Genomic DNA, 24,037 nt, shown 5'->3' with positions numbered 1-24,037 from the left:
TGTGTCACAGCTTGTACCCAACCCCGGGCACAGTCTCGATCACCTGAGGCTCGCCCAGCTTCTTCCGCAGCGTCATCATGGTCACCCGGACCACGTTCGTGAACGGGTCGATGTTCTCGTCCCACGCCTTGTCCAGCAGGTCCTCCTGGCTGACCACGGCGCCCTCGGCGCGCATCAGCTCTTCCAGGACCGCGAACTCCTTCTTGGTCAGCACGACCTCCCTGCCGTCGCGCTCCACCAGCCGCTTGCCCGGGTCCAGCCGGATGCCGCCCCGTTCCAGCACGGGCGGCAGGGCGGGCGCCGAGCGGCGGCCGAGCGCCCGCACCCTGGCCACCAGCTCGATGAACACGAACGGCTTGGCCAGATAGTCGTCGGCCCCCAGACCGAGCCCCTCGACCTTGTCGTCCACGTCGCCCGACGCGGTCAGCATGAGGATCCGCGAGGCGGAACGCTGCTCGACCAGCTGCCGGCACACCTCGTCCCCGTGCACGACCGGAAGGTCACGGTCCAGCACGATCACGTCGTAGTCGATGTAGGAGGTCCGCTCGAGCGCGCCACCGCCGTCGTAGGCCACGTCCACCGCCATGGCCTCGCGCCGCAGCCCAGTCGCGATCGCGTCGGCGAGCACCCGCTCATCCTCTACCACCAGCACGCGCACGCCTGATACACCTCTCTCCGATTCTGGGCACTCATTCTGCCCACAGCCTCGATAAGCGCACGGTAAGGCATGTTCAGGGGTTGGTGACCGCCAGGGGAGGCGGGGCACAGAGAAATTCATGTTTCGGAGGGCGATGAGCCGGGGTATGCCTGCGGGACACCCATTGCCAGGACATCGACCGGCAATGGGCGCCTATCGCCCGGACACGGACCGAACCCCTAGAGAGAAGGTGAGATGGGCGAGTTCACGACCACGATCGAACACCGCCTCGACCAGGCTTATGAAGGCCTTCGGGAGGCCCGGAGCATCGGCGACGAATACCTCGCCGACACGCTCACCGCCGAGATCGAGGACCTGCGCCGACTGGCGGACGATCACGGCATCGCGTTGCCCCGCTAGCCACGCGAAACGGCCGGAGCCCCTGGCTCCGGCCGTTTCCCCTGTCAGCTCACGCGTCGCGCTCGGGATCCAGCGTCACCAGCAGGTCATGCAGCTCCTCGAACAGCCCGGGTGCGGCACAGACGGCGAACTCGGGGCTCACCGGCTTGCCGCGCAGCCCGCCGAGCCTGGCTCCGGACTCGGTCGCCACCAGGCCGGCGGCGGCGTAGTCCCACGGGTTGATGCCGCGCTCGTAGTACGCGTCCACCCGCCCGGCCGCCACCGAGCACATGTCGATGGCGGAGGAGCCGCCGCGCCTGATGTCACGCACCCGAGGCAGCACCGCCGCCACCACCTGGCCCTGCACCACCCGCCTGGCCGCCCCGTAGCCGAATCCGGTCGCGACCAGCGCCTGCGCCAGCGGAACCCCGGTGTTGCAGCGCAGCCGCTCGCCGCCGAGCCAGGCGCCCTCGCCGCGCGCGGCGGTGTAGACCTCGCCGCGCATCGGGTTGTTCACCACGCCGGCCACGACCTGGCCGCCGACCTCGACGGCGATCGACACCGCCCAGTCCGGCAGGCCGTACAGGAAGTTGACGGTGCCGTCGACGGGGTCGACGATCCATCGGACGTCGGAGTCGCCCGGCGCCTCGCCGCCCTCCTCGCCGAGGATGCGGTCGCCGGGCCTGGCGGCCTGGATGCGCGCGCGGATGAGCTCCTCAGAGGCTCTGTCCAGGGCGGTGACCACGTCGGTGGGGCTGGACTTGGTCTCGATCTCCTCGGACATCGTGGGCCGCTTGGTCAGCAGCATGTCGCCGGCCTCGCGGGCGATGTCCTCGGCCAGCCGGAGGAAGTCGGTCATCGGCTCACCGGGTTCACATGCTTCCGCGCCCGGCGGACCATATGGTGTTCCTGAGAGGCGATCTTACTCCTGTACATTCTGTGTTGAGTCTTCACGCAGCTCAGCGTAACAACGGCGCTTTACCGCGCTCGGGGGTCAATCGCTCTCTTTCCGGCCACGCCGAGGCGAACGTGGCCAGACCACCGGGCCGATGATGTTCTCGATCGCGAAGTAGCCGTGCTTGCGGGAGTCGTAGCTGGCGGCGGCGTTGTCGCCGAGCAGGATCACCTTGCCTTGCGGGACGAACGACTCCGATGTGTCGCGCAGAGCCGGCGCCCGCTCTCGCGGCGGCGAATCTCCCGGAACGGCCACCACTCGCTTGATCACATACGAGGTGGTCATCTCCTCCGGCGGCGAGATCTTGAGGACTTTCCCCGCAACCTCGTCCGGCGGGTGGACAGGCATCCACTCCCGGCCGAACAGGACGACCACCTCGCCACGGCGTAACCGGTGCTGTGGTTTCCGCCGCTCTAGCAGCACAGGTGAGGGGTTTCCCTGATTCCCCGGGGCACCTGCCTGACGCCGCTGCCGATGTCCGGCAGCGGCGACGAGCTATCCTCTCAGCCCGTCGAAGGCCATGGTGACCAGTGCGTCGGCCACGTCGTCCGCCGACGCGCCGCACCCCCGCCGGTACCACTCGGCGATCGAGTTGACCGCGCCGAACAGCAGCCGCGTCACCAGCGCCGGATCCAGATCCGGCCGGATGCTCCCCTCCTCCGCCGCCTCCTTGACCAAGTGGCTGACAAACCCATCGAATTCCCCGCGCCGCTCCAGCGCTGCCTGCTCGGTCAGGCTGTTGCCGCGCACCCTTAGCAGCAGCGTCACGTACGGTAGTCGGTCGATGAGCAGCCGCACGCTCTGCCGCACCAGCCACTCAAGCCGGTCGATCGCCGGGCCCGCGGCCGCACGCTCGTCGGCGGCCAGCTCGAACAGCCCGTCCAGCGCCCGGTCGAGCGCCCGCGCCAGCAACTGCTCCTTGCCCGGCACGTGGTAGTAGATCGCCGACTTGGTCACGCCGAGCGCCCTGGCCAGGTCCTCCATACTCGTCCTGTCGTAGCCGCGCTCGTTGAAGACGCCCACGGCGATCGCCAGGACGGACTCGGGGTCGTGCCCGCGCCGACGCGAACGGGTGGAGGTAGGGGTAGCCATGTATTCAATTATCCCGACGTGAGTCGATGACCCGTCTAAACTTTCCCACCGACCGCTCCAGCGTCTCCGGGTCCACCACCTCGACCTCCACCCGCACGCCGACGGTGCCCCTGACCGCCTTCCGCAGCGCCGCGCCGACCTCCTGCCGGTCCGGGAACGCTGGCCGGGCCTCGACCCTGACCGCCATCACGTCGAGCCGCTCCGGGCGGGTCAGGTGCAGCTGGAAGTGCGGCGACAGGCCTGGCACCCGCAGCACGAGCTCCTCGATCTGAGTGGGGAACACGTTCACGCCGCGCAGAATGATCATGTCGTCCGTGCGGCCGGTCACCTTCTCCATGCGCCTGAACGCGGGCCTGGCCGTACCCGGCGACAACCTGGCCAGGTCGCGGGTGCGGTAGCGGATGACCGGCATCGCCTCCTTGGTGAGGCTCGTGAGCACCAGCTCGCCCGCGTCCGCCGGCTCACCAGTGAACGGATCGACCGTCTCCGGGTAGAAGTGGTCCTCCCAGACGTGCAGGCCGTCCTTGCTCTCCACGCACTCGTTGGCCACGCCCGGCCCGATCACCTCCGACAACCCGTAGATGTCGACGGCGTGCAGGTCGAAGCAGTCCTCGATTTTCTCCCGCATGCGCTCGGTCCACGGCTCGGCGCCGAAGATCCCGATCCGCAGCGACGACGCGCGCGGATCCAGCCCCTGTGCCGCGAACTCGTCCAGCAGGGCCAGCATGTACGACGGCGTCACCATGACGATGTCGGGCCGCAGATCCGCGATCAGCCGCACCTGGCGGGGCGTCATGCCGCTGGAGACCGGCACCACCGTGCAGCCCAGCCGCTCGGACCCGTAGTGTGCACCCAGGCCGCCGGTGAACAGGCCATAGCCGTAGGCCACGTGCACGATGTCGCCAGGCCGGCCGCCCGAGGCGCGGATCGAGCGGGCCATGACGTCCGCCCAGAGATCGATGTCCCTTCTGGTGTAGCCCACCACGGTCGGCTGTCCTGTAGTGCCGCTGGAGGCATGGACCCTGACCACCTGCTCGCGCGGAACGGCGAACATGCCGAAGGGGTATTGGTCTCGCAGGTCCTGTTTCGTGGTGAAGGGAAACCTTGTCAGGTCGCCGAGCTCCTTGCAGTCGCTCGCGTGCACGCCGACGCTGTCAAACTTTTGCCGATAAAAGGGGACATTTTCATAGACGTGCCTGAGTGTCCACCGCAGGCGCTCCAGTTGCAGCGCCATGAGCTCATCGTGGGAGGCCCGCTCGCTCGGGTCGAGCTCGTCCGGCCGTGGGGGATCCGCACGTCTACGTCTCATCTCGGCTCCCGGCCCGGGTGGTCGGACATCGCTGTCACCTCAATTCCCGGCTCCGGCCGCGGAACTCGGCGACCACCTGTCCGTCCGGCCTGCGTACCGTGATGTCGTAGATGCCGCTGCGGCCGTAGCGGGTCCGCTCGGCGGCCTCGGCCGTCAGCACGTCGCCCTCGCGGGCGGGGGAGACGAACGTGATCTCCGCGCCCGCCGCCACCGTCACCGGGCCGCGCGTGTTGCACGCGCAGGCGAAGGCCGTGTCGGCCAGCAGGAAGACGTAGCCGCCGTGGCACAGCCCGTGCCCGTTGATCATCTGGCCGGTCACCGTCATGCGGCACACCGCCCGGCCTTCCGCCAGCTCCGTCAGCTCGATGCCCAGGGCCGCGGAGGCGGTGTCGGCGTCGATCATGCGACGCACGCTCACCCAGGAGGAGTGGCGCATGGTCGGCATGCTTCCTCCTGAAGGGTGTAGGCGTATCCATCCGCTCGTTGCAGCAGGCGGATGTGACGGTGGCTGATGCCTTGGACGGTGCCGTGGGCGGTGGTGATGTTGAAGCTGCCGGTGGCCCGGACGGCAACGCGGCCGGTGTGGGTTCCCTGCTTCTTGCCGGCCGGGACCACAGCCCGCACCAGGTCGCCGGTGGCGTAGCCGAAGAACAGCTTGTGCCGGGGAAGGCGTAGGCGGGGCAAGCCGTGCTTGTCGGTGCGGGTGCGGGTGTGGGTGCCGCGGCCGGTGCATCCGGCGACCAGCACCGTGGACGTGGTCTCGGTGATGGTGTCGAGCTTGCCCACCGCCAGGGCGTCCAGGGTATGAGACTTGGGCAGGCCGTTGCGGGTGCGGTTCCATTTCGTCCGGCCCCCGGAGGCCACGTACGTGGGCAGGCGGGCGTCGAGTGCCCGCCACAGCGCCCAGCGGGTGGACTGGACGGCTGCCGCGTCCCGGAGTGGGGCCTTTGTCTGCGCGAGGATCTTGGCCAGCACCTTCGGCTTGCGGGCGAGAAAGTCGTCGATCGGCTGGTTACCCTTGGCCTGGTTGCAGGGTACGCAGGCCACGGTCAGGTTGGAGACGCGATCCGAGCCGCCGCGGCTGCGGGGGTGGATGTGGTCGAGGTTCAACGGCACACCTGACACACCGCAGTATGCACACTGCCGCCCCCACTTGGCCAGCAGATACTCTCGGATCTCGTACCCGGCGAGGGTGCCCTGCTGGTACTCAACGCCCTCCAGCGACCGGCCGACGGTGATGGCGTGGGTGTCGAAGGTGACTCGCTCCAGGTGCACCGCTCGCACCGGTGCCCAGCGGGTCAGTCGGTCCACCCATGAGACGGTCGTGGCCACACGGTGGCGTAGAGACGGCGCCAGCCAGCCCGACGGCCGGGTGCGGTTGGAGTAGCGAGGTGCACGGTAGCGCAGGTTCCGGGTGCGGCGGCCGCGCCGGCAGGCAGCCCGCTGCTGCATCTTCTTGCAGATCGTGCCGCTGCGGTGGTCGAGCTGGAGCGCGAACCGGGCGCGGCGCTCGCCGGCCTGAGCGGTGAACACCGAGATCCCGGAGTGCTTGGAGCCGGGGTCAACGCTCACCTCTACCCCGTCTACCTCGCTCTCATCGATGGTGCGGTCCTTGAGACGGATGACGAACGGAGTGTGCCGGTGAACAACAGCACGTCCCTTCGTCAGCAGCTTGCGCGCCCTGGCCGGCGTGCAAGGTTGCAGCGGGTGCCCGTGCTTGTCGAGCACGAGCACGTACGGGTGGCACTCACGTGCCTGCTCCCGAACCGGGTGGTCCGGGGTGACGCCCTCGGCGGCAGGTGAACTGCCGAGGGTCTCCTCTCGCACATGTCCCGCGCCGGGTGCCGCTCGGCGGCGGCCCTCGGTCCCCGTTTCGTCCCTGATCCCGGGGTTGTCTGCTGGACCGAGTTCCAGAGCAGGCTGCTGAGGAGGCACAGCCTGGTGGGGCTTCCGTCCTGCGCGGAACGTAGCCAACGTGGTCACCTCCTGTTTGGGGTTGGCTAGTGCTGGTAACACACGGGCCTTCAGCCATCTCGGCTGAAAGCTCCGCATTTACGCGGGGATCCGGTTACGCGACGCGCGCTTTCCAAACGTCGGTCTCCCTTGCCAACTGACCGAATGTTCGGTAAATATCTAGCTGTCTGGCTGATCTTTGTCAAGAAGGGTGAGCAACCATGTTCGAACAGCACCGCGACACCCTGGAGAAAGCCCTTTCCGCGATCGCCGGACGGGGATACTGGAGCGCCTACCCCGAGTCGCCGAGCCCGCGCGTGTACGGCGAGGGGGCGGCCGAGCGGGGCAAGGAGGTGTTCGAGTCCTACCTCGGCAAGCCGTTCCCCCTCGACCAGCCCGGCACCGGGACGTGGATCGGCGCCGAGCGCTCGCCGTACGGGATCGACCTCGGCGTCACCTACCCCGAGCCCGTCGTCGACCAGCTCATCGGCGCCGCCAAGGCGGCGATGCCGGCCTGGCGCGACGCCGGCCCCGACACCCGCGCCCTGACCTGCGTCGAGATCGTCAACCGGATCAACCAGCACAGCTTCGAGCTCGCCAACGCGGTGCAGCACACGACCGGGCAGGCGTTCGTGATGGCGTTCCAGGCCGGCGGGCCGCACGCGCAGGACCGCGCGCTGGAGGCCGTCGCGTACGGCTACGCCGCCATGACCTCCTCCGCCTCGATCGCCCACTGGGAGAAGCCGGGCAAAGGCGAGCCGCTCGTCATGGACAAGCGCTTCACCGTCGTGCCCAGGGGCGTCGCGCTGGTGATCGGATGCAACACGTTCCCCACGTGGAACGCCTACCCGGGGTTGTTCGCCTCGCTCGTCACCGGCAACCCCGTGATCGTCAAGCCGCATCCCCGGGCCGTCCTGCCGCTCGCGATCACGGTGCGGATCGCCCGCGAGGTGCTCGCCGAGGCGGGCTTCGACCCGGCGCTCGTGTCGCTGGCCGCCGAGGAGGGCCGGGGGCTGGCCAAGACCCTGGCCACGCACCCGGACGTGCGCATCGTCGACTTCACCGGCTCCACCGAGTTCGGCGAGTGGTTGGAGCAGAACGCCCGCCAGGCCCTCGTCCACACCGAGAAGGCCGGGGTCAACACCGTCGTCGTCGACTCCACCGACTCCTGGCGGGGCATGCTGGGCAATCTGGCGTTCTCCCTGTCCCTCTACAGCGGGCAGATGTGCACCGCGCCACAGAACATCCTCGTCCCCGCCGGCGGGATCGACACGGACGAGGGGCACAAGAGCTTCGACGAGGTCGCCGCGGGGCTGGCCGCCGCGGTCGGCAAGTTGCTCGGCGACGACGCGCGGGCGGTCGAGCTGACCGGCGCCATCGTCAACCCCGACGTGCTGGTGCGCGTGGAGAGCGCGCCCTCGCTGGGGGATGTGGTGCTGCCGTCGCGGGCCGTGCAGCACCCGTCGTTCCCTGACGCGGTGATCAGGACGCCGGTGATCGTCCGGGTGGATCCGTCCGCCTCCGACGTCTACGGACGTGAGCACTTCGGCCCCATCGCGTTCCTCGTGCCGACGGCCTCCACCGAGGAGAGCCTGGAGGTGCTGCGCCGCACGACCAAGGCGCGCGGGGCGCTCACCGCATCCGCCTATTCGACCTCTCCGGAGGTACTCGACCAGGCCGAGAGCGCGGCACTGGACGCGGGCGTGAACCTGTCGTGCAACCTGACCGCCGGCGTCTTCGTCAACCAGTCGGCCGCCTTCAGCGACTACCACGGCAGCGGCGCCAACCCGGCCGCCACGGCCTCCCTCACCGACCCCGGCTACGTGGCGGGCCGCTTCCACCTGGTGCAGTCTCGCCGCCCGGCATGACCCCGCCCCGGGAGGGGGCCGCGGGAGCGGGAAGGGACTCTACGAGTGGTGACGGGAGGAGAGCCATGGCCAAGCCGTTCGCCTCGTCGGCGGATCTCGGTGAGAAGAGGCAGACCCTGGAGGTGCTGGCGGACGGCGTGTACGCGCTCACCGCCGAAGGCGACCCCAACGTGGGCGCCATCGAGGGCGAGGACTTCCTCGTCTGCTTCGAGGCCCTGGCCACGCCGGTGGCCGCCGGCGAGTGGCTGACCAGGCTGCGTGCGCACACCGGCAAGCCGATCAGGTATCTGGTGTTGTCGCACTACCACGCCGTCAGGGTGCTGGGCGCGTCGGCGTTCGGCGCGGACGTGATCGTGACGCACGACAAGACCCGCGAGCTGATCGCCGAGCGCGGCGAGCAGGACTGGGCCAGTGAATACGCCAGGATGCCCCGCCTGTTCAAGGAGCCTGAGTCGATCCCCGGCCTGACGTGGCCGACGGCGACGTTCAGTGACACGTTCACCATCGACCTGGGCGGCGACCGGGGCGATCTGGTGCTGGCCTACTGCGGGCGCGGCCACACCGAAGGAGATCTGGTGGCGTGGCTGCCGCGCCACCGGATCATGTTCGCCGGCGACCTCGTGGAATCGCAGGCCGCCCTCTACACCGGCGACGCCTTCCACCGCGAGTGGTCTGCGGGGACGCTCGACCGGGTGGCGTCCTTCGGGGCGGAGACGCTGGTCGGCGGCAGGGGAGCGGTGGCCAGGGGCAAGGCCGGGGTGGAGGCGGCCATCGCGCAGACCCGTGACTTCCTGCGCGTCATGCTGCGCGAGGTGAGCGCCGCCGGCACGCTGAAGGAGGCGTTCGACAACGCCCACCGCGCTCTGGAGCCCCGCTACGGCGGCTGGCCGATCTTCGAGCACTGCCTGCCGTTCAACGTCTCCCGGCTCTGGGACGAGCTGCACGGTGTCGAGCGGCCGCGCATCTGGACCGCCGAGCGCGACCGCGAGGTCTGGAACGAGCTGCAGTCGTGAACACCGAGCCGCAGGTCATCGTGATCGGCGCGGGGCCGGTGGGGCAGAGTGCCGCGTTGTTGCTGGCCCGCTGGGGCATCCAGGTGCTGGTGCTGGACCGGCGGCCGGGGCGGGACGCGGGTGGGTCGCGCTCCATCTGCCAGCAGCGTGACGTGCTCGACGTCTGGGCCGCGGTGGGGGCGGGCAAGGTGGCCGAGGAGGGGCTGACCTGGACGACCGCCCGCACCTACTACCGCGACCGTGAGTTGTTCTCCTGGTCGTTCGAGCGGGAGGGCCCGATGCCCCCGTTCGTCAACATCTCGCAGGCGCGCACCGAGCAGATTCTCGACGAGGCCATCGCCGGGCAGCCGCTCATCGAGGTGCGCTGGAACCACGAGGCCACCAGGCTCACGCAGGACGCCTCCGGCGTCACGGTGCACTGCGGGCAGCGGTTGCTACGGGCACCGTACGTGCTGGTCTGCGCGGGAGCGCGGGCCCAGCAGGTACGCCAGTCGCTCGGCGTCACCTTCGACGGCGAGACGTTCGACGACCAGTTCCTGATCTGCGACATCAAGGCCGACCTGCCGGGCTGGGAGAGCGAGCGCCGTTTCTACTTCGATCCCATCTGGAATCCGGGACGGCAGGTGCTGATCCACCCGTGCCCAGGGGGCACGTTCAGGATCGACTGGCAGATCGCGCCCGACTTCATCCCAACGAAGACTGATATTTCGCGAAAAATCAGGCAAATCATTGGCGAGCGGCCCCACGAGCTGATCTGGCACAGCACCTACCGCTTTCACTCCCGCATCGCCTCCCGCATGCGCGTCGGCCGGGTCCTGCTGGCCGGCGACTGCGCTCACTTGGTGGCCCCATTCGGCGCGCGCGGGCTCAACTCCGGCGTGCCCGACGCCGAGAACGCGGCGTGGAAGCTGGCCTTCGTGCTCAACGGCTGGGCCGGGGACGGCCTGCTGGAGTCCTACCACGCCGAGCGGCACGCGGCCGCGCGGGAGAACCTCGAGGTCACCGCCGCCACGATGCGTTTTATCGCGCCCCGCAGCGTGGAGGAGCGGATGCACCGGCGGGCGGTGCTGGAGGGCGGGCTGGTCGCGGAAATCGACTCCGGGCGCTTCGCCGAACCCTACTGGTATGTCGATTCGCCGTTGACCACGCCCGAGCCGACGCGGCCCTTCACGGGCAGGCCGCCCAAAGGCGCGTTGTGCCCGCCCGCGCCCGGTGTGATCCTGCCCGACGCGAGCATTCCGGGCGGGCGGCTGCGGGAGTTCTGCCGGGATGGATTTCTAGTACTTCTGGGTGATATGTGCGATTCGAGTTTGTTTGTGCAGGTCCTGGGCAAGGTCACTACGGCGCCGCTCGCCGTACGCGGGCTCGCGGAGATGGATGGGACCGGCTCGCTCACTGAAAGGCTTGGCGCCGGGCCTGAGGAGGCATGGGTCATCAGGCCCGACTCCCACATCGCCGCGATCATCCCCCACGCGGGTCCGGAGTCGGTGGCGGCCGCCCTGAGCCGTGCCATGGGTGGCTCGCCTGACATGACCCCATAAGAGGAGGGAACTGCGTGACTGGCCGGAGCTCGTTTCTGATCGTCGCGAACCGTTTGCCGGTGGACAGGTCGATCGAGCCTGACGGAACGGCCTCGTGGCGCAGGAGCCCTGGCGGGCTCGTCACCGCGATCGCGCCGGTGATGCAACGGCGCCACGGAGCGTGGGCCGGCTGGCACGGGGCGCCCGACGAGAAGCTGGAGCCGTTCGAGCAGGGCGGCATGAACTTGATCCCGGTCCCGCTGTCGGCCCGCGAGGTGGAGCTCTATTACGAGGGCTTCTCCAACGCCACGCTGTGGCCGCTCTACCACGACGTCGTGGCGCCGCCGGTGTTCGACAGGGAGATGTGGGAGACCTACCGGGAGGTCAACGAGCGCTTCGCCAACGCCGCCGCCGACGCGGCCGAGGAAGGCGCGGTCGTCTGGGTGCAGGACTACCAGCTCCAGCTGGTGCCTGCCATGCTGCGCAGGCTCAGGCCCGACCTGCGGATCGGGTTTTTCCTGCACATCCCCTTCCCGCCGGTCGAGTTGTTCTGGCGGCTGCCGTGGCGCAAGGAGCTGGTCGAAGGGCTGCTCGGGGCCGACCTGGTGGGCTTCCAGCTGCCCGGCGGGGCCTCCAACTTCCGCAGGCTGTGCCGGCGGCTGCTGGGGCTGCCGTACAAGGGCAACGAGATCTTCCTCGACGACCGTATCGTCCAGACACAGGCGTTCCCGATCTCCGTGGACTTCGGGCAGCTCGACTCACTGGTACGCGAGTCCAGCGTCGTGGCGCGGGCCAAGGAGATCAGGGTGGAGCTCGGCGACCCCGAGCACGTGCTGCTCGGCGTGGACCGCCTGGACTACACCAAGGGGATCGGCCAGCGGCTCGAGGCGTTCGGCGAGCTGCTGAAGGACGGGCGGCTGCAGACGGGCGAGGCGGTGTTCGTGCAGATCGCCACGCCGAGCAGGGAGCGGGTGGAGGAATACCGCCGGCTGCGCGACGACATCGAGCTGCAGGTGGGGCGGATCAACGGCGAGCACGCGCAGCTCGGCTACCAGCCGGTCGTCTACTTCCACCAGTCCTACGACCACGAGGAGCTGGCCGCGCTCTATCTCGCCGCCGACGTCATGGTCGTGACCCCGCTGCGCGACGGGATGAACCTGGTGGCCAAGGAGTACATCTCCTGCCATCACGACCTGCACGGCGCGCTGGTGCTCAGCGAGTTCGCCGGGGCCGCCGACGAGCTGCGCCAGGCCTATCTGGTCAATCCGTACGACGTCGAGGACGTCAAACGGCAGATGCTGGCCGCGATGCGGGCCACGCCGCACGAGCTGGCCCGGCGGATGCGTACGATGCGCCGCCGGGTCGCCACCTACGACGTGGACCGCTGGGCGAGCGAGTTTCTCACTGCCCTGGAGTCACCTGCTTCAGCGACTTCCACGCGTCGTAGCGCTTCCTGGCGGTCCGGTTGACCACGATCTGCGCCACGGACATGCCCACGCCCATGAGCACGGCGTAGCCGATGGCTTCGCCCATGCTGACCTCGGGTGACTCGCTGTCGACCGGCGGCTCTTTGCCGGTCGCCTTCACCCAGACGAACCCGAGAAGCTTTTTCATCGCCCACCCGGTCACCAGACCCACGAGGCCGCCGATGATCCGCCAGGCCACGTCGGGCTTGTCGTCCGCCATCCCGATCTCCTTCCCCATATGTAACGAACACTAGTCTCTACCGCTTGTGGCGCCGGTGAAGCCGTACCATAAGGAGGCATGACTCAGCAGCGACTACGCCATGCATCCATGCCCCAAAAGCCGACCCTTGACGGCTTGGAGCAGGTATGGGTAGCTCGCTGGGAGGCCGACGGCACCTACCGCTTCGACCGGTCCAAGCCGCGTGATCAGGTCTACTCGATCGACACGCCGCCGCCGACCGTGTCCGGGTCGCTGCACGTCGGTCATGTCTTCTCCTACACCCAAACCGACATCATGGCCCGCTATCAGCGGATGATCGGTAAGGCGGTCTTCTACCCCATTGGCTGGGACGACAACGGCCTGCCCACGGAGCGGCGGGTGCAGAACGTCTACGGCGTGCGGTGCGACCCGTCGCTCCCGTACGACCCGGACTTCCTTCCACCGGACAAGCCCGGCAAACGCGAGGTCTCGATCTCGCGGCGCAACTTCGTGGAGCTGTGCCACCAGCTGACCGCGATCGACGAGCAGGCGTTCGAGGAGATGTGGCGGCGGGTCGGCCTGTCGGTGGACTGGTCGCTGCTCTACACGACGATCAGTGACGAGGCGCGGGCGGTCTCGCAGCGGGCGTTCCTGCGCAACCTGGCGCGCGGCGAGGCCTACCTGGCCGAGGCACCGACGTTGTGGGACGTCAGCTTCCGCACCGCCGTCGCACAGGCCGAGCTGGAGGACCGGGAGTGGCCCGGCGCCTTCCACCGGATCTCGTTCTACGGCGAGAAGGGCCCGGTCTGGATCGAGACGACCAGGCCCGAGCTGATCCCGGCGTGCGTGGCGCTGGTCGCGCACCCCGACGACGAGCGCTACCAGGAGCTGTTCGGCACGTCGGTGCTGACGCCGCTGTTCGGGGTCGAGGTGCCGGTGCTGGCGCACCACCTGGCCGAGCCGGACAAGGGCTCCGGCATCGCGATGATCTGTACGTTCGGCGACATCACCGACGTCACCTGGTGGCGGGAGCTGCGGCTGCCGATCCGGCCGGTCATCGGCTGGGACGGGCGGCTGCTGCCCGAGCCGCCCGAGGGCGTGGACGCGGAGCCTTACAAGGAGCTGGCCGGCAAGACCGTGCACAGCGCGCGCGAGCGGATCGTGGAGCTGCTGCGCGAGTCCGGCGACCTCGAGGGCGAGCCGCGGCCGGTCACGCGGACGGTGAAGTTCTACGAGAAGGGCGACAAGCCGCTCGAGATCGTCACCACCCGCCAGTGGTACATCCGCAACGGCGGCAGGGACGAGGAGCTGCGCCAGCAGCTGCTGGCGCGCGGGCGCGAGCTGCGATGGCACCCGCCGCACATGCGGGTGCGCTTCGACAACTGGGTCGAGGGGCTCACCGGCGACTGGCTGATCTCCCGCCAGCGCTTCTTCGGCGTGCCGTTCCCGGTGTGGTATCCGGTGGACGAGTCCGGGCAGCCGGTCCACGACGCGCCGATCGTGCCGCCGGAGCACACGCTGCCGATCGACCCGTCCTCCGACGTGCCGCCCGGCTACACCGAGGACCAGCGCGGCGTGCCCGGCGGGTTCATGGCCGACCCGGACGTCATGGACACCTGGGCCACCTCCTCGCTGACGCCGCAGATCGCCGGCCGCTGGGAGAGCGACGACGACCTGTTCAAGCGGGTCTTCCCCGCGGACCTGCGGCCGCAGGCCCACGAGATCATCCGCACCTGGCTGTTCTCGACCGTGGTCAGGTCGCACGACGAGTTCGGCGGGCTGCCGTGGAGCGACGTCGCGATCTCCGGGTGGATCCTCGACCCTGACCGCAAGAAGATGTCCAAGTCCAAGGGCAACGTGGTCACGCCCATGGACCTGCTGGAGCAGCACGGCTCCGACGCCGTGCGCTACTGGGCGGCCAACGGGCGCTACGGCGTGGACACCGCCTTCGACGTCGGGCAGCTCAAGATCGGGCGGCGGCTCGCCATCAAGATCCTCAACGCGTCGAAGTTCGTGCTCGGCCTGGCCGAGAGCGACGGTGAGGTCACCGAGCCACTCGACCTGTCGATGCTGGCGGCGCTGTCGGAGGCCGTGCGCGAGGCCGGCGAGGCGTTCGAGGCCTACGACCACACCAGGGCGCTGGAGGCCGTGGAGCGCTTCTTCTGGGCGTTCTGCGATGACTATCTGGAGCTGGTCAAGGCGCGGGCCTACGACGGGTCCGCCTCCGCCCACGCGGCGCTGCGGCAGGCGCTCGACGTGCTGCTGCGGCTGTTCGCGCCGTTCCTGCCGTTCGTGACCGAAGAGGTGTGGTCCTGGTGGCGGGAGGGCTCGGTGCACCGTGCGCCGTGGCCCGCCGCCGAGCCAGGGACGGGGAACCCGGCGGTGCTCGCCGTGGCCTCGGACGTGCTCCGGCGGGTGCGCAAGGCCAAGTCGGAGGCCAAGCTGTCGATGCGGGCCGAGGTGTCCCGGCTGACGGTCACGGGCCCTGAGGCGGAGCTCGTGCGGCAGGCGCAGGACGATCTGTGCGCGACGGGCAACGTCGAGGAGTTCGTGCTCGACCACGGTGACGAGCTGACGGTCGAGGTGCACCTGAGCTGATGCCCGGGGGGACGCGCGGCGTCCCCCCGCTTCAGCTGTCGCGGCTCACGTCCCGGTGGAGAGCCACGAACAGCGAGTACGCCTCCCCGTCCGGCGGCGGCCGCCGGTCGCGGAAGTCGTCGAAAACCTCCTGCAGCCGCTCCAGCAGCTCGCCGAGCCCGTCGGCGGTGAGTCTGAGTCCCAGCCTGGTGAAATGGCCCTCCTCGACGTCGACGAGTTTGAGCTCCTCCAGGAAGGCGTCCAGCATCGCCGCCTTGGCGCCGATGACGCCGCTCTCGCGGACGTCCATCTCCCAGGACTTGCCCGTGGCACGGTAGGGGATCTCGGTCGAGCCGCGCGGGCCGGGGCGGCTGGGCTCGGCGGCCAGGAACTCCGTCTGGACCAGCTTACGCACGTGGTGGAGCGTGGTGGCGGGGTTGGCGCCGAGCCGCTGGGCGATCTCCTTGTTGGTCAACGCCTGGTCGAGGCAGAGCCGCAGGATGCGCAGGCGGATGGCCGAGGCCAGCGCGCGGGCCTCCGCCTCGGTGGCCGGGCGGCGTTTGTTGCCCATGGCAGGCCAGCCTACAACTGATTGACTTTTATCAATCGGTCATGGATCGTCTATCCCGTGAGCTTGTTGCGCGATCGCGACTTCCGCGGGTTGTTCCTGGCCGACAGCGCCAGCCAGGCGGGCGCCCAGATCCTAGTGCTGGCCCTGCCGCTGGTCGCGGTGTCGGCGCTGCGGGTCTCGGAATTCGAGGTGGGGCTGCTGGCCGCGTGCCAGACGCTGGCGTTCGTGCTGATCGGGCTGCCCGCGGGAGCGATCGTGGACCGGTTGCGCAAACGCGTCGTCATGGTCGTCGCCGACTGGGCGCGGGCCGCGGCGCTCGCGTCGGTGCCGCTGGCGTGGTGGCTGGACGCGCTGACGATCCACCAGCTGTACGCGGTGGCGCTCGTGCTCGGGGTGTTCACCGTGTTCTTCGACGTGGCCTACCAGAGCTACCTGCCGCACCTGGTCGGGCGGGAGCGGCTCGTGGCGGGCAACTCCTCGCTGGAGATCGTGCGCACGGTGGCCCAGCTCGGCGGACCCAGCGCGGGCGGCTACCTGATCCAGTTCCTCACCGCGCCCTTCGCGCTGAGCGTCACCGTGGCCGGGTTCGCCTGGTCGGCGCTGTGCCTGGGGAGGATCCGCAAGCGCGAGGAGCGCCAGGAGGCGCGCCGTGGCCACCTGGGCCGGGAGATCGCCGAAGGCGTCAGATTCGTGCTCGGGCACCCGCTGCTGCGCCGCATCACGGCCTGCACCGCCACCTCGAACCTGTTCTCGGCGATGGCCTTCCCGATGGTCCTGCTGTTGCTGGCCAGGGAGCTTGGGCTGGCCGCGGGCACGATCGGGCTGCTCATGGCCGCGGGCGGAGTCGGCGGGCTTGCCGGCGCGCTGGTCAACGCCAGGATCGCCCGGTGGCTCGGGCAGGGGCCGACGATGTGGGTGGCCATCGCGCTGCCCGCGCCGCTGACGTTCGTGTTGCCGTGGCTGCAGGCCGACTGGCGCCTCCTGCTGTTCGGGCTGTACGAATTCTGCGTCGGGGCCTCCGTGGTGGTCTACAACGTCACCCAGCTCAGCTTCCGCCAGGCCATCACGCCCGAGCCGCTGCTCGGCCGGATGAACGCCACCATCCGCTTCGTCGTTTGGGGGACGATGCCGCTGGGCGGAGTGATCGGTGGCGTGCTGGGCGAGGTGATCGGGGTGCGGAACACGCTTCTGGTGGCAGCGCTCGGGGCCTGCCTGGCGTTCCTGTGGCTGGTCACCTCGCCCCTGCGCTCGATGCGCGAGCTGCCCGTACCGGCGAGCGCCGGTCCGTAGTCGCACACCCCGGATCCGCTTACGCCGGGCCCGATCGTACGCCGTCGGCCGGTTGTGAGCCGCACCGGCGATTATCCGCGCGCATCCGCGGCCCGGACGTGCCAGTCTTGAACACGTGCTGCCGGACCGCCCAACCAAACTCGTGCCGCCCGTGCTGGCCAGGATGGCCGCGTGGTGCGTGTGCCTGATCCTCGTCGGCGTGGTCGTCTATTTCTTCGCCCTGGTCATCGCCCGGCTCACGTTCGTGGCGCTGCCGGTGGCGATCGCGCTGCTGCTGACCGCGCTGCTGTTCCCGTTGACCAACCGCCTGCGGAAGGCGGGCATACGGCCGATCTACGCGACCTGGATCACCATACTGGTGGCCCTGACCGTGCTCGTCGGCACCGGCTGGCTGGTCGGGGCGCGGGCCGGCGAGGAGTTCCCCAACCTGGTCAAGCAGGTGCAGTCGACCGCTCGCGACGTGCAGGAATGGCTGATCACCGGCCCGTTGCACCTCGAACAGACGCAGATCACCGCCTACGTCGACGAGATCGCCAACATCATCAACACGCAACGCCAGGCCATCACCGGCACCGTGCTGAGCGCCGGCGCGGCCGCCCTCGAGGTGCTCGCGTCCATCGTGCTCCTGCTGTTCGTGACATTCTTCCTGCTCAAGGACGGCGAGCGGATCTGGGCGTGGTTCCTGCGGGGATTCGGCGGGATGGCGCCGCGCGTGGACCGGGCGGGGCGGGTCGCGTGGACCACGCTCTCCCACTACGTGCAGGGCACGGTGGCGGTGGCGGCGGTGCACGGGCTGGTCATGGGCATCGTGCTGGCCGGCATGGGCGTGCCTCTCTGGGCGCCGCTGGCGGTGCTGATCTTCTTCGCCAGCTTCATCCCCATCGTCGGCATCTTCTTCGCCGGCACAGTGGCCACGCTCGTCACGCTGGGCGCGAAGGGGCTCGTGCTCGCGCTGGTCTTCCTCGGGATCCTCATCGTGGAGCAGCAGCTGGAAAACCATGTGCTGCAGCCGCTCATCGTGGGGCGGGCGCTCAACTTCCATCCGCTGGCGATCATCCTGGTGCTGTCCATCGGGGGCATCCTGGCGGGCATCGCGGGGGCGGCCGTGGCCGTGCCGGTGGCGGCGGTGCTCTACCGGGCGCTGCCGGAGCTCAGGCACGAGCCGCCGGCCCTGCCGCCGCCGCCCGAGGAGCATGTCGAGCCACCGCCCGGCGGCGAGCCACCGCGGCCTGCACCCCGGCCTGTTCCCGCAGAGGACACGCCGCCCGCGGCAGGGCCGCCTTCGGCCGGCGGGACTCCCCCCGCGGGCGGAACCCGGTCCGGAGACGGGCAGGGCCGGGACACGGAGTAACCTCGTCACCCGTGACCCGTTCCTCCCTCACCACCCCGCCACACGGCGCCGGTGTGCCCGCGGCGCACCCCGACGCGCCGCCGGGCACCCACCTGGGCTCCCATTACAGCCGCTGCTTCGGGTGCGGCGATGACCACCCGACCGGCCTGCACCTCACGGCCAGGACCCCCGACGGCGCGACCGTCGAGGCCGAGTTCACGGTGGGGGAGGCGCACCAGGGCGCGCCTATGCTGGCGCACGGCGGCGTGCTGGCCGCCGCCATGGACGAGGTCATCGGTATGTCTGTTTACCTGTTCCGCAAGCCCTATGTGACGGGACGGCTGGAGACCGACTACCTTCTCCCCGTTCCCGTGGGCACGACACTCCACCTGCGCGCCTGGTGCAACGGCATCGCGGGCAGGAAGGCGTACCTTGAGGCAGAGGGGCGCATCGGCGCCCCCGACGGACCGGTCGCCGTCCGCGCGGCAGCGCTGTTCATCGAGGTGAATATGGAGCACTTCGCCAAGCACGGCGACCTGGCCGCCATCGCCGCAGAGCACCAGGACTACGAGGTGAACCCTTGAGCAACGTGGAGGTCCTCATCCACCGGCTCGACGCCGAGCTGCCGATGCCGTCCTATGCCCATCCGGGAGACGCGGGCGCCGATCTCTACGCGGCTGAGGACGTCGAGCTGCTGCCCGGCGAGCGGGCCGTGGTCGGGACGGGCGTGGCGATCGCCCTCCCCGACGGCTATGCGGCGTTCGTCCATCCGCGCTCGGGGCTGGCGGCCAGGCACGGGGTCACCATGGTCAACGCGCCCGGCACGGTCGACGCCGGCTATCGGGGCGAGATCAAGGTGACGTTGATCAACACGGACGCCAAGGAGCCGTTCCGGCTCCAGCGCGGCGACCGCGTGGCGCAACTCGTGATCCAGCGGGTCGAGCGCGCGGCGTTCTCCGAGGTCGAGCGCCTGCCGGGCTCGGTGCGCGGCGTGAACGGCTTCGGATCGACGGGACGTTGACGGACGGGTCGTTCCGCGGCCCAAGCGAGCAGGGAGAGTGAGAAAAGTGTTCCGACGTCGTCGTCGGCATGAGCAGCCGGAGCAGGCGGTCGCGCACGAGCAGGAGCCTGCCGCCCCCACGCGGGAGTCCGGCCCCTGGGACGCCGACGAGCCTCACCCGGACACCGACAGGATCGACTACGGCGGCCTGCGGCTGCCGGACATCCCCGATTTCGACCTACGGCCGGCCACGGTCGGCGACCATCACGTCAGCGTCGTCGTCCGCTACGACGACAGCATGCTGTCGCTGCAGGCGCTGGCCGCCCCACGCAGTTCGGGCCTGTGGGACGATGTGAAGACCAAGATCCGGACGCAGGCGAAGGACCTGGAGGAGCGGGAGGGCCCGTTCGGCACCGAACTGAGCGGCGAGGTCAAGGCCGCCGACGGCACCGTCATGCCGGTCCGTTACCTCGGCATCGACGGCCCACGATGGCTCCTGCTGGCGCTGATCTCCGGCAAGGCCGCGCGCGACGAGGCGGTCTTCGAGGCGTTCGCCGGCTTCATCAAGGATGTCGTGGTGGTCCGCGGCGACGAGCCGATGGCCCGGGAGGAGCCGATCCCGCTGCGCCGGCCCAATGAGCAGACCGGCGAGAAGGCCGAGGAGCGGCCCGGCTACGACCCCTTCCGACGAGGACCTGAAATCAGCGAGATTCGCTAAGGGCTGACATTCGCATAGGCTGATTCATCATGAGTACGGCAGAGCCCCCCAAACGCGGGGGATTGCGCGGCTTCTTCAGCCGACTGGCATCCCCGCAGTCCGAGATCGAGGCCCAGGAGCTGCGGGAAGACGCCGATGAGGTCGGTGCGACGCCGATCGCGTCGTGTGGCGGCCGACGGCGCTTCTGCGTAGCGGGTACGCTACGTACGGTGACGCTGCGTCCAAGGGGCGGTGCCCCCGCTCTCGAAGCCGAGCTCTACGACGGGTCGGATGTCATCGACCTGGTGTGGCTCGGCCGCCGCAAGATCGCGGGCATCGAGCCCGGCCGCACGGTCAAGGCCGAGGGCCTGGTCAGCATGCAGGACGGGCGCAAGGTGATGTTCAATCCACGCTACGAGCTGCGCCCAGGGAGTTGACCAGGTGAGTGCTGAGGCGGAAGAGGTCGCCCACGACACCGTGGAAGCGGCGGTGCGAGCGCAGCTCGCCAAGGCGTTGGGCGGGGTGCGCGGCATCCTCGAGGCGGCGATCCCGACGATCGCGTTCACGGTGTCCTGGATCTCCACCGAGGACCTCAAACTGTCGCTCATCATCAGCATCTCGCTGGCGGTCGTGCTGCTGGTGGCCAGGATCGTGCAGCGGTCCAGCCCGCAGTTCGTGATCAACAGCTTGATCGGCATCGCGATCGGCTGGTTCTTCGCCAGCCGATCAGGCGACGCGAAAGACTTCTTCCTGCCCGGCATCCTGTGGAACGCCGCCTACATGGTGGGGATGCTGCTGTCGATCGTCACCCGGTGGCCGGTCGTGGGCTTCCTGATCGGCTCGGTCACCAACGACCCGACCGGCTGGCACAAGGATCCGGGCATCGTGAGGCTCTGCACGCGGCTGACGTGGCTGCTCATGCTGCCGTGCGCGGTCAGGGTGGCGGTGCAGGGACCGGTCTACCTGTTCGGCGGCGGGGACCAGGCGGTGGCGGCGCTCGGGGTCGCCAAGATCGCGATGGGCTGGCCGCTCCAGGTGGCCGCGCTCGCCGCGATGCTCTGGGTCCTGGGCCGCGGCCGCACTCCGATCAAACCCCCAGTCGCCCCCGCCTGACTTCGGGCGGTCAGCCTGACAGCACGGCGGCGCGCTGTCAGGCTGACAGCTCGGCGGCGCGTTCCAGGAACAGCTCGCGCTCGCGTGCGTTCCGGGTCAGCCCGGCTGCGTGGCGGAACTCGGCGGCCGCCTCCTCTGCCCGCCCCAGCTTGGCCAGCAGGTCCCCCCGGACGGCAGGCAGGTGCGCGTAATCCCGCAGGGCGCGCTCGTCCCTGAGGGCGTCGGCGAGCTCCAGCCCGCGTGCGGGTCCGTAGGCCATGCCGAGCGCGACCGCGCGGTTCAGCTCGACGATCGGCGAGGGCGTGAGGTGAGCCAGCAGCCGATACAGCGCGGCGATGCGCTCCCAGTCGGTGGCATCCGGCTTCAGCGCGCGGGCGTGGCAGGCGGCGATGGCGGCCTGGAGCCCGTACGGCCCGAGCGTGCCCAGATCCTCGGCGCGGCGCAGCGCGTCCAGACCACGACGGACGAGCAGCCGGTCCCACCGGCTGCGGTCCTGGTCGAGCAGGAGGATGGGGGAGCCGTCCCCGGCGGTTCTGGCCGGGATGCGCGAGGCCTGGAGCTCCATGAGCGCCAGCAGGCCGTGCACCTCGGGTACGGCGGGCATGAGCCCGGCCAGGATGCGGCCGAGGCGCATGGCCTCCTGGCACAACGACGGGCGGATCCAGTCCTCGCCGGAGGTCGCCGCGTACCCCTCATTGAAGATCAGATAGATGACCTCCAGGATGGAGGCCAGCCGTTCCGGCAACTCGGCGGGCGGCGGCAGCTCGATGGGGATCTTCTGGTCGGCGAGCGTGCGTTTGGCGCGGGAGATGCGCTGGCCGACGGTGGGCTCGGGGACGAGGAAAGCACGGGCGATCTCGGCGGTGGACAGGCCGCCGAGCAGGCGCAGGGTGAGCGCGAGCCGGCCCTCGGCCGGCACGGCGGGGTGGCAGGCGGTGAAGATGAGGCGGAGCAGGTCGTCGCCGATGTGATCGTCGAGGGCGTCGTCGAGCTCGGCTTCGGCCGTTTCCTGGCGGAGCTCCATGTCGCGGCCCATCTCTTGCAGCTTGCGCTGGTAGGTGTCGCGGCGGCGGAACTGGTCGATGGCGCGGTGCTTGGCGGTGAGCGTCAGCCAGGCGCCCGGATTGTCGGGCACGCCCTTGCGGGGCCACTCTTCGAGCGCCGCCACCAACGCGTCCTGGGCCAGCTCTTCGGCCAGGGCGAGGTCGCCCGTCATGCGGGCCAGTGCGGCGATGACGCGGGCGGACTCGATCCGCCAGACCGCCTCCACCGCCCGATGGGAATCGGCTACCGTCATGCGTCCTGAATACAGCATCCGGCCGCGGACCCGCGCCTTCGCGGTCCGCGGCCGGTGGGGTCCTGGGGTGTCAGGCCGGTGGGGCGAAGTCCGCCGGCGAGAACAGCCGCAGCACGTCCGCCTGGCCCTCCCATCCCGGCCACAGGTCACGGTGCAGCTTGATGAAGCGGGAGGTCCACTCCACGGCCTCTTCCTTGGTCTTGACCTCGTACAGTGCGTAGCTGATCATTTCCTTGGCCTCGGCGAACGGCCCGTCGCTCACGGCCAGGCGGCCGCCGCTCACCTCGACCCTCGCCCCCTCGGAGCTAGGGGCCAGACCGCTCTGGTCGAGCAGGGCGCCGGCCTCGGTGGCCTCCTGGCCGAGTTTGAAGATGGCCTCCATGAGGTCGGCCGGCGGTGGCCCGTCGGGCTGGGCGGCGACCTTGAGCGTGACCAAGTAGCGCATCGTGCGTTGCCTTTCTTCGTTGCGGTGGGGAACGTCAGGTCTTCGTAGGGGGAGTCAGGCGGTCTGGCGGGACAGGCTCAGTGACAGTAGCGACAGCCAGCTCCAGATCGCCACGATGCCGGCGATGAACGCCAGGTTGGCCCAGGCGACGCCGCCGCCGCTGGCGATGCCCGCGAACGAGCCGAGGAAGAGCGTGCCGGTGACCCGGGAGTACAGGGCCCAGCCCTTGCGGTCCTCGCGGGCCTGCCGGGAGGCGATGACGAAGCAGGCCGCGACCATGCACAGGAATCCGACGCCGCCGACGGCCATGTGCAGCATCCCTGACAGGGTGACCGTGCCCGGGCCTTCAGGGGTTCCGGCGGGGAAGCCCATCGCGGGGTCGGCGGGGAAGATCGCGGCGCCGATCATGCTAGCCCCGAACGCGCCGACCAGGATCGGCGCCCAGCGCGCGCCGCGCCCGGGGGACAGGCTGCGACGCAGGCCGACGGCGGCGGCGATGGTGGCCAGGGCGGTGAGGACGAAGTTCGTGGTCTGGATCCAGCCGAGCTCGCCGTTGGCCAGGAAGCTCCAGGGGTGACGGGCCAGGTCGAAGCCGTCCCGGGTGAGCGCTTGCGCCAGGGCCACGATCACGTACGTGGGGCCGGCCACGATGCCGCAGCCGAGCAGCAGACGCCGGGTGGAGAGGGGGCGGGCGGGGGAGTGGGCAAGCTGCTGGGTCATGGTCGTCAACCTCGCATCGGCGGGGCCGGCTCGTCCGGCCCACTGGATACGCTGCGAACGAGGCGAGGCGGTTTCGACACGCGCCCACAGATTTTTTGCAAGATTTTTTGGTGGTCCGTAGTGCCGCTCGGGTGGGACGGCAAGAAGCGCCGCCAGGCGAGAATCTGACGGCGCTCGGCAGACCCCCGCGGCCTCGTAGTCGCCGTGGTCACCATCGCGCTGTGCGTGCCATACCTGTGGTGGCGCTACCTGTGACTCCCACGCGCCTTGTCGTGAAACATGCGTCAAGGACCCGTATAGACGGCTGCGGTAGGAGTGCTGTTACGGTATAGCGCGGTGCGCCGGGAAGTCTGGTCGGCAATGTCTGATCGCGTACGACTTCTGCGGAGGCTTCCCCTGTGGGCACCCTGTTGACGGTTTTCGCTGGCGTGCTGCTGCTGGCCGTGCTCGTCTCGAGTTTGGCCCATCGCACGATCCTGTCCACCGCCGCGCTGTTCCTGGTAGCCGGATTCGTGCTGGGCGACGGCGTGCTCGGCGTGGTCTCCGTCAGGCCGGGCGACGAGCTGGTGGGCACGCTGGCCGAACT

Annotated in this window: 25 protein-coding genes and 1 pseudogene; 14 read left to right on the top strand and 12 right to left on the bottom strand. The window is 69.7% G+C overall.

Translation table 11 applies throughout. The features are described from left to right. Nucleotides 1–4 precede the first annotated feature (4 nt). Nucleotides 5–658: a response regulator transcription factor gene (locus ACTWQA_RS36025; protein WP_305922372.1), complete on the bottom strand. Its 654-nt coding sequence runs from the start codon at nt 656–658 to the stop codon at nt 5–7. 234 nt (nt 659–892) lie between these two features. Here ACTWQA_RS36025 and ACTWQA_RS36020 point away from each other — a divergent pair, with 234 nt between their 5' ends. Beyond that, on the top strand, nt 893–1,057 hold the full coding sequence (locus tag ACTWQA_RS36020) for a hypothetical protein (protein ID WP_443163439.1): 165 nt from the start codon (nt 893–895) through the stop codon (nt 1,055–1,057). A gap of 49 nt (nt 1,058–1,106) precedes the next feature. Here ACTWQA_RS36020 and ACTWQA_RS36015 read toward each other — a convergent pair whose 3' ends face one another. From ACTWQA_RS36015 to iscB, 6 genes are all read right to left on the bottom strand, one after another. Further along, entirely contained in the window at nt 1,107–1,895 is a 789-nt protein-coding gene (locus ACTWQA_RS36015) for an inositol monophosphatase family protein (protein ID WP_443163438.1), read from the bottom strand. Nucleotides 1,896–2,030: 135 nt separating this feature from the next. Next, complete coding sequence (locus ACTWQA_RS36010; RefSeq protein WP_443163437.1) at nt 2,031–2,414, bottom strand: S26 family signal peptidase; 384 nt, start codon at nt 2,412–2,414, stop codon at nt 2,031–2,033. 72 nt (nt 2,415–2,486) lie between these two features. Then, nucleotides 2,487–3,083 (bottom strand): TetR/AcrR family transcriptional regulator, encoded by a 597-nt coding sequence (locus tag ACTWQA_RS36005; protein ID WP_443163436.1) that lies wholly within the window; start codon nt 3,081–3,083, stop codon nt 2,487–2,489. 4 nt (nt 3,084–3,087) lie between these two features. Further along, entirely contained in the window at nt 3,088–4,392 is a 1,305-nt protein-coding gene (gene paaK / locus ACTWQA_RS36000; protein ID WP_443163435.1) for a phenylacetate--CoA ligase PaaK, read from the bottom strand. A 34-nt stretch (nt 4,393–4,426) separates the two neighbouring features. Further along, nucleotides 4,427–4,837: a hydroxyphenylacetyl-CoA thioesterase PaaI gene (gene paaI / locus ACTWQA_RS35995; RefSeq protein WP_443163434.1), complete on the bottom strand. Its 411-nt coding sequence runs from the start codon at nt 4,835–4,837 to the stop codon at nt 4,427–4,429. Next, a complete protein-coding gene (gene iscB / locus ACTWQA_RS35990; RefSeq protein ID WP_443163433.1) occupies nt 4,807–6,219 on the bottom strand; it encodes an RNA-guided endonuclease IscB in 1,413 nt (470 codons plus the stop codon). Before iscB ends, paaI begins: the two co-directional genes overlap by 31 nt. 347 nt (nt 6,220–6,566) lie before the next feature. Between iscB and paaN the strand changes: the two genes are divergently transcribed. From paaN to ACTWQA_RS35970, 4 genes are all read left to right on the top strand, one after another. Next, nucleotides 6,567–8,213: a phenylacetic acid degradation protein PaaN gene (gene paaN / locus ACTWQA_RS35985; RefSeq protein ID WP_443163432.1), complete on the top strand. Its 1,647-nt coding sequence runs from the start codon at nt 6,567–6,569 to the stop codon at nt 8,211–8,213. A gap of 65 nt (nt 8,214–8,278) precedes the next feature. Continuing rightward, nucleotides 8,279–9,226 carry an MBL fold metallo-hydrolase gene (locus tag ACTWQA_RS35980; protein WP_443163431.1) on the top strand — a complete coding sequence of 316 codons (948 nt, stop codon included), beginning with the start codon at nt 8,279–8,281 and terminating at the stop codon, nt 9,224–9,226. Next, complete coding sequence (locus ACTWQA_RS35975) at nt 9,223–10,767, top strand: FAD-dependent monooxygenase (protein WP_443163430.1); 1,545 nt, start codon at nt 9,223–9,225, stop codon at nt 10,765–10,767. The genes ACTWQA_RS35980 and ACTWQA_RS35975 overlap by 4 nt, the downstream gene beginning before the upstream one ends. A gap of 14 nt (nt 10,768–10,781) precedes the next feature. Further along, the gene (locus tag ACTWQA_RS35970) at nt 10,782–12,215 is read left to right on the top strand and encodes an alpha,alpha-trehalose-phosphate synthase (UDP-forming) (RefSeq protein ID WP_443163429.1); all 1,434 of its coding nucleotides are present in this window, start codon (nt 10,782–10,784) and stop codon (nt 12,213–12,215) included. Here the strand turns inward: ACTWQA_RS35970 and ACTWQA_RS35965 are convergent. Further along, nucleotides 12,148–12,432, bottom strand: a complete 285-nt coding sequence (locus ACTWQA_RS35965) for a DUF4235 domain-containing protein (protein WP_327590450.1) — start codon at nt 12,430–12,432, stop codon at nt 12,148–12,150. The genes ACTWQA_RS35970 and ACTWQA_RS35965 overlap by 68 nt on opposite strands. 108 nt (nt 12,433–12,540) lie before the next feature. Between ACTWQA_RS35965 and valS the strand changes: the two genes are divergently transcribed. Continuing rightward, nucleotides 12,541–15,009, top strand: coding sequence for a valine--tRNA ligase (valS, locus tag ACTWQA_RS35960; protein ID WP_443163428.1), 2,469 nt, complete (start codon nt 12,541–12,543; stop codon nt 15,007–15,009). Nucleotides 15,010–15,040: 31 nt separating this feature from the next. Here the strand turns inward: valS and ACTWQA_RS35955 are convergent, their stop codons facing one another. Then, entirely contained in the window at nt 15,041–15,559 is a 519-nt protein-coding gene (locus tag ACTWQA_RS35955) for an ArsR/SmtB family transcription factor (RefSeq protein WP_443163427.1), read from the bottom strand. Nucleotides 15,560–15,616: 57 nt separating this feature from the next. Between ACTWQA_RS35955 and ACTWQA_RS35950 the strand changes: the two genes are divergently transcribed. The 7 genes from ACTWQA_RS35950 to ACTWQA_RS35920 all read left to right on the top strand — a co-directional run bounded on the left by ACTWQA_RS35950 (nt 15,617) and on the right by ACTWQA_RS35920 (nt 20,989). Then, a complete protein-coding gene (locus ACTWQA_RS35950; protein WP_443163426.1) occupies nt 15,617–16,849 on the top strand; it encodes an MFS transporter in 1,233 nt (410 codons plus the stop codon). Between the two features lie 115 nt (nt 16,850–16,964). Next, complete coding sequence (locus ACTWQA_RS35945; protein WP_443163425.1) at nt 16,965–18,200, top strand: AI-2E family transporter; 1,236 nt, start codon at nt 16,965–16,967, stop codon at nt 18,198–18,200. 11 nt (nt 18,201–18,211) lie between these two features. Continuing rightward, nucleotides 18,212–18,763: a PaaI family thioesterase gene (locus ACTWQA_RS35940; protein ID WP_305922385.1), complete on the top strand. Its 552-nt coding sequence runs from the start codon at nt 18,212–18,214 to the stop codon at nt 18,761–18,763. Continuing rightward, nucleotides 18,760–19,200 carry a dUTP diphosphatase gene (gene dut, locus ACTWQA_RS35935; protein ID WP_443163424.1) on the top strand — a complete coding sequence of 147 codons (441 nt, stop codon included), beginning with the start codon at nt 18,760–18,762 and terminating at the stop codon, nt 19,198–19,200. Before ACTWQA_RS35940 ends, dut begins: the two co-directional genes overlap by 4 nt. Nucleotides 19,201–19,246: 46 nt before the next feature. Next, entirely contained in the window at nt 19,247–19,897 is a 651-nt protein-coding gene (locus ACTWQA_RS35930) for a DUF3710 domain-containing protein (RefSeq protein WP_443163423.1), read from the top strand. Between the two features lie 29 nt (nt 19,898–19,926). Further along, a complete protein-coding gene (locus ACTWQA_RS35925) occupies nt 19,927–20,313 on the top strand; it encodes an OB-fold nucleic acid binding domain-containing protein (protein ID WP_127935160.1) in 387 nt (128 codons plus the stop codon). Nucleotides 20,314–20,317: 4 nt separating this feature from the next. Continuing rightward, a complete protein-coding gene (locus tag ACTWQA_RS35920) occupies nt 20,318–20,989 on the top strand; it encodes a DUF3159 domain-containing protein (protein ID WP_305922388.1) in 672 nt (223 codons plus the stop codon). 37 nt (nt 20,990–21,026) lie between these two features. On the opposite strand, the gene ACTWQA_RS35915 is transcribed toward ACTWQA_RS35920, so the two are convergent. The 3 genes from ACTWQA_RS35915 to ACTWQA_RS35905 form a co-directional block, all read right to left on the bottom strand. Beyond that, entirely contained in the window at nt 21,027–22,286 is a 1,260-nt protein-coding gene (locus tag ACTWQA_RS35915) for an RNA polymerase sigma factor (protein ID WP_443163422.1), read from the bottom strand. A 70-nt stretch (nt 22,287–22,356) separates the two neighbouring features. Next, entirely contained in the window at nt 22,357–22,731 is a 375-nt protein-coding gene (locus ACTWQA_RS35910; RefSeq protein WP_443163421.1) for a YciI family protein, read from the bottom strand. Between the two features lie 54 nt (nt 22,732–22,785). Then, entirely contained in the window at nt 22,786–23,451 is a 666-nt protein-coding gene (locus ACTWQA_RS35905; protein WP_443163420.1) for a DUF998 domain-containing protein, read from the bottom strand. Between the two features lie 398 nt (nt 23,452–23,849). On the opposite strand from ACTWQA_RS35905, the pseudogene ACTWQA_RS35900 reads away from it, so the two are divergent. Then, nucleotides 23,850–24,037 (top strand): annotated as a pseudogene (locus ACTWQA_RS35900) (cation:proton antiporter); the annotation flags it as partial.

It is taken from the genome of Nonomuraea sp. 10N515B (genome assembly GCF_052245915.1).
Classification (GTDB): domain Bacteria; phylum Actinomycetota; class Actinomycetes; order Streptosporangiales; family Streptosporangiaceae; genus Nonomuraea.
Note: the sequence above shows the minus strand (reverse complement) of the source record. Positions and strands in the feature narration are given on the sequence as shown.

Bases quoted from the DNA above. Each gene is read 5' to 3' on its own strand.
- ACTWQA_RS36020 (WP_443163439.1), top strand. From the start codon at position 893: ATGGGCGAGTTCACGACCACGATCGAACACCGCCTCGACCAGGCTTAT.
- paaN (WP_443163432.1), top strand. From the start codon at position 6,567: ATGTTCGAACAGCACCGCGACACCCTGGAGAAAGCCCTTTCCGCGATC.
- ACTWQA_RS35965 (WP_327590450.1), bottom strand. From the start codon at position 12,432: ATGGCGGACGACAAGCCCGACGTGGCCTGGCGGATCATCGGCGGCCTC.
- ACTWQA_RS36005 (WP_443163436.1), bottom strand. From the start codon at position 3,083: ATGGCTACCCCTACCTCCACCCGTTCGCGTCGGCGCGGGCACGACCCC.
- ACTWQA_RS35915 (WP_443163422.1), bottom strand. From the start codon at position 22,286: ATGACGGTAGCCGATTCCCATCGGGCGGTGGAGGCGGTCTGGCGGATC.
- ACTWQA_RS35980 (WP_443163431.1), top strand. From the start codon at position 8,279: ATGGCCAAGCCGTTCGCCTCGTCGGCGGATCTCGGTGAGAAGAGGCAG.
- ACTWQA_RS35925 (WP_127935160.1), top strand. From the start codon at position 19,927: ATGAGTACGGCAGAGCCCCCCAAACGCGGGGGATTGCGCGGCTTCTTC.
- paaK (WP_443163435.1), bottom strand. From the start codon at position 4,392: ATGAGACGTAGACGTGCGGATCCCCCACGGCCGGACGAGCTCGACCCG.
- valS (WP_443163428.1), top strand. From the start codon at position 12,541: ATGCCCCAAAAGCCGACCCTTGACGGCTTGGAGCAGGTATGGGTAGCT.
- ACTWQA_RS36015 (WP_443163438.1), bottom strand. From the start codon at position 1,895: ATGACCGACTTCCTCCGGCTGGCCGAGGACATCGCCCGCGAGGCCGGC.
- ACTWQA_RS35905 (WP_443163420.1), bottom strand. From the start codon at position 23,451: ATGACCCAGCAGCTTGCCCACTCCCCCGCCCGCCCCCTCTCCACCCGG.
- ACTWQA_RS35910 (WP_443163421.1), bottom strand. From the start codon at position 22,731: ATGCGCTACTTGGTCACGCTCAAGGTCGCCGCCCAGCCCGACGGGCCA.
- ACTWQA_RS35955 (WP_443163427.1), bottom strand. From the start codon at position 15,559: ATGGGCAACAAACGCCGCCCGGCCACCGAGGCGGAGGCCCGCGCGCTG.
- paaI (WP_443163434.1), bottom strand. From the start codon at position 4,837: ATGCCGACCATGCGCCACTCCTCCTGGGTGAGCGTGCGTCGCATGATC.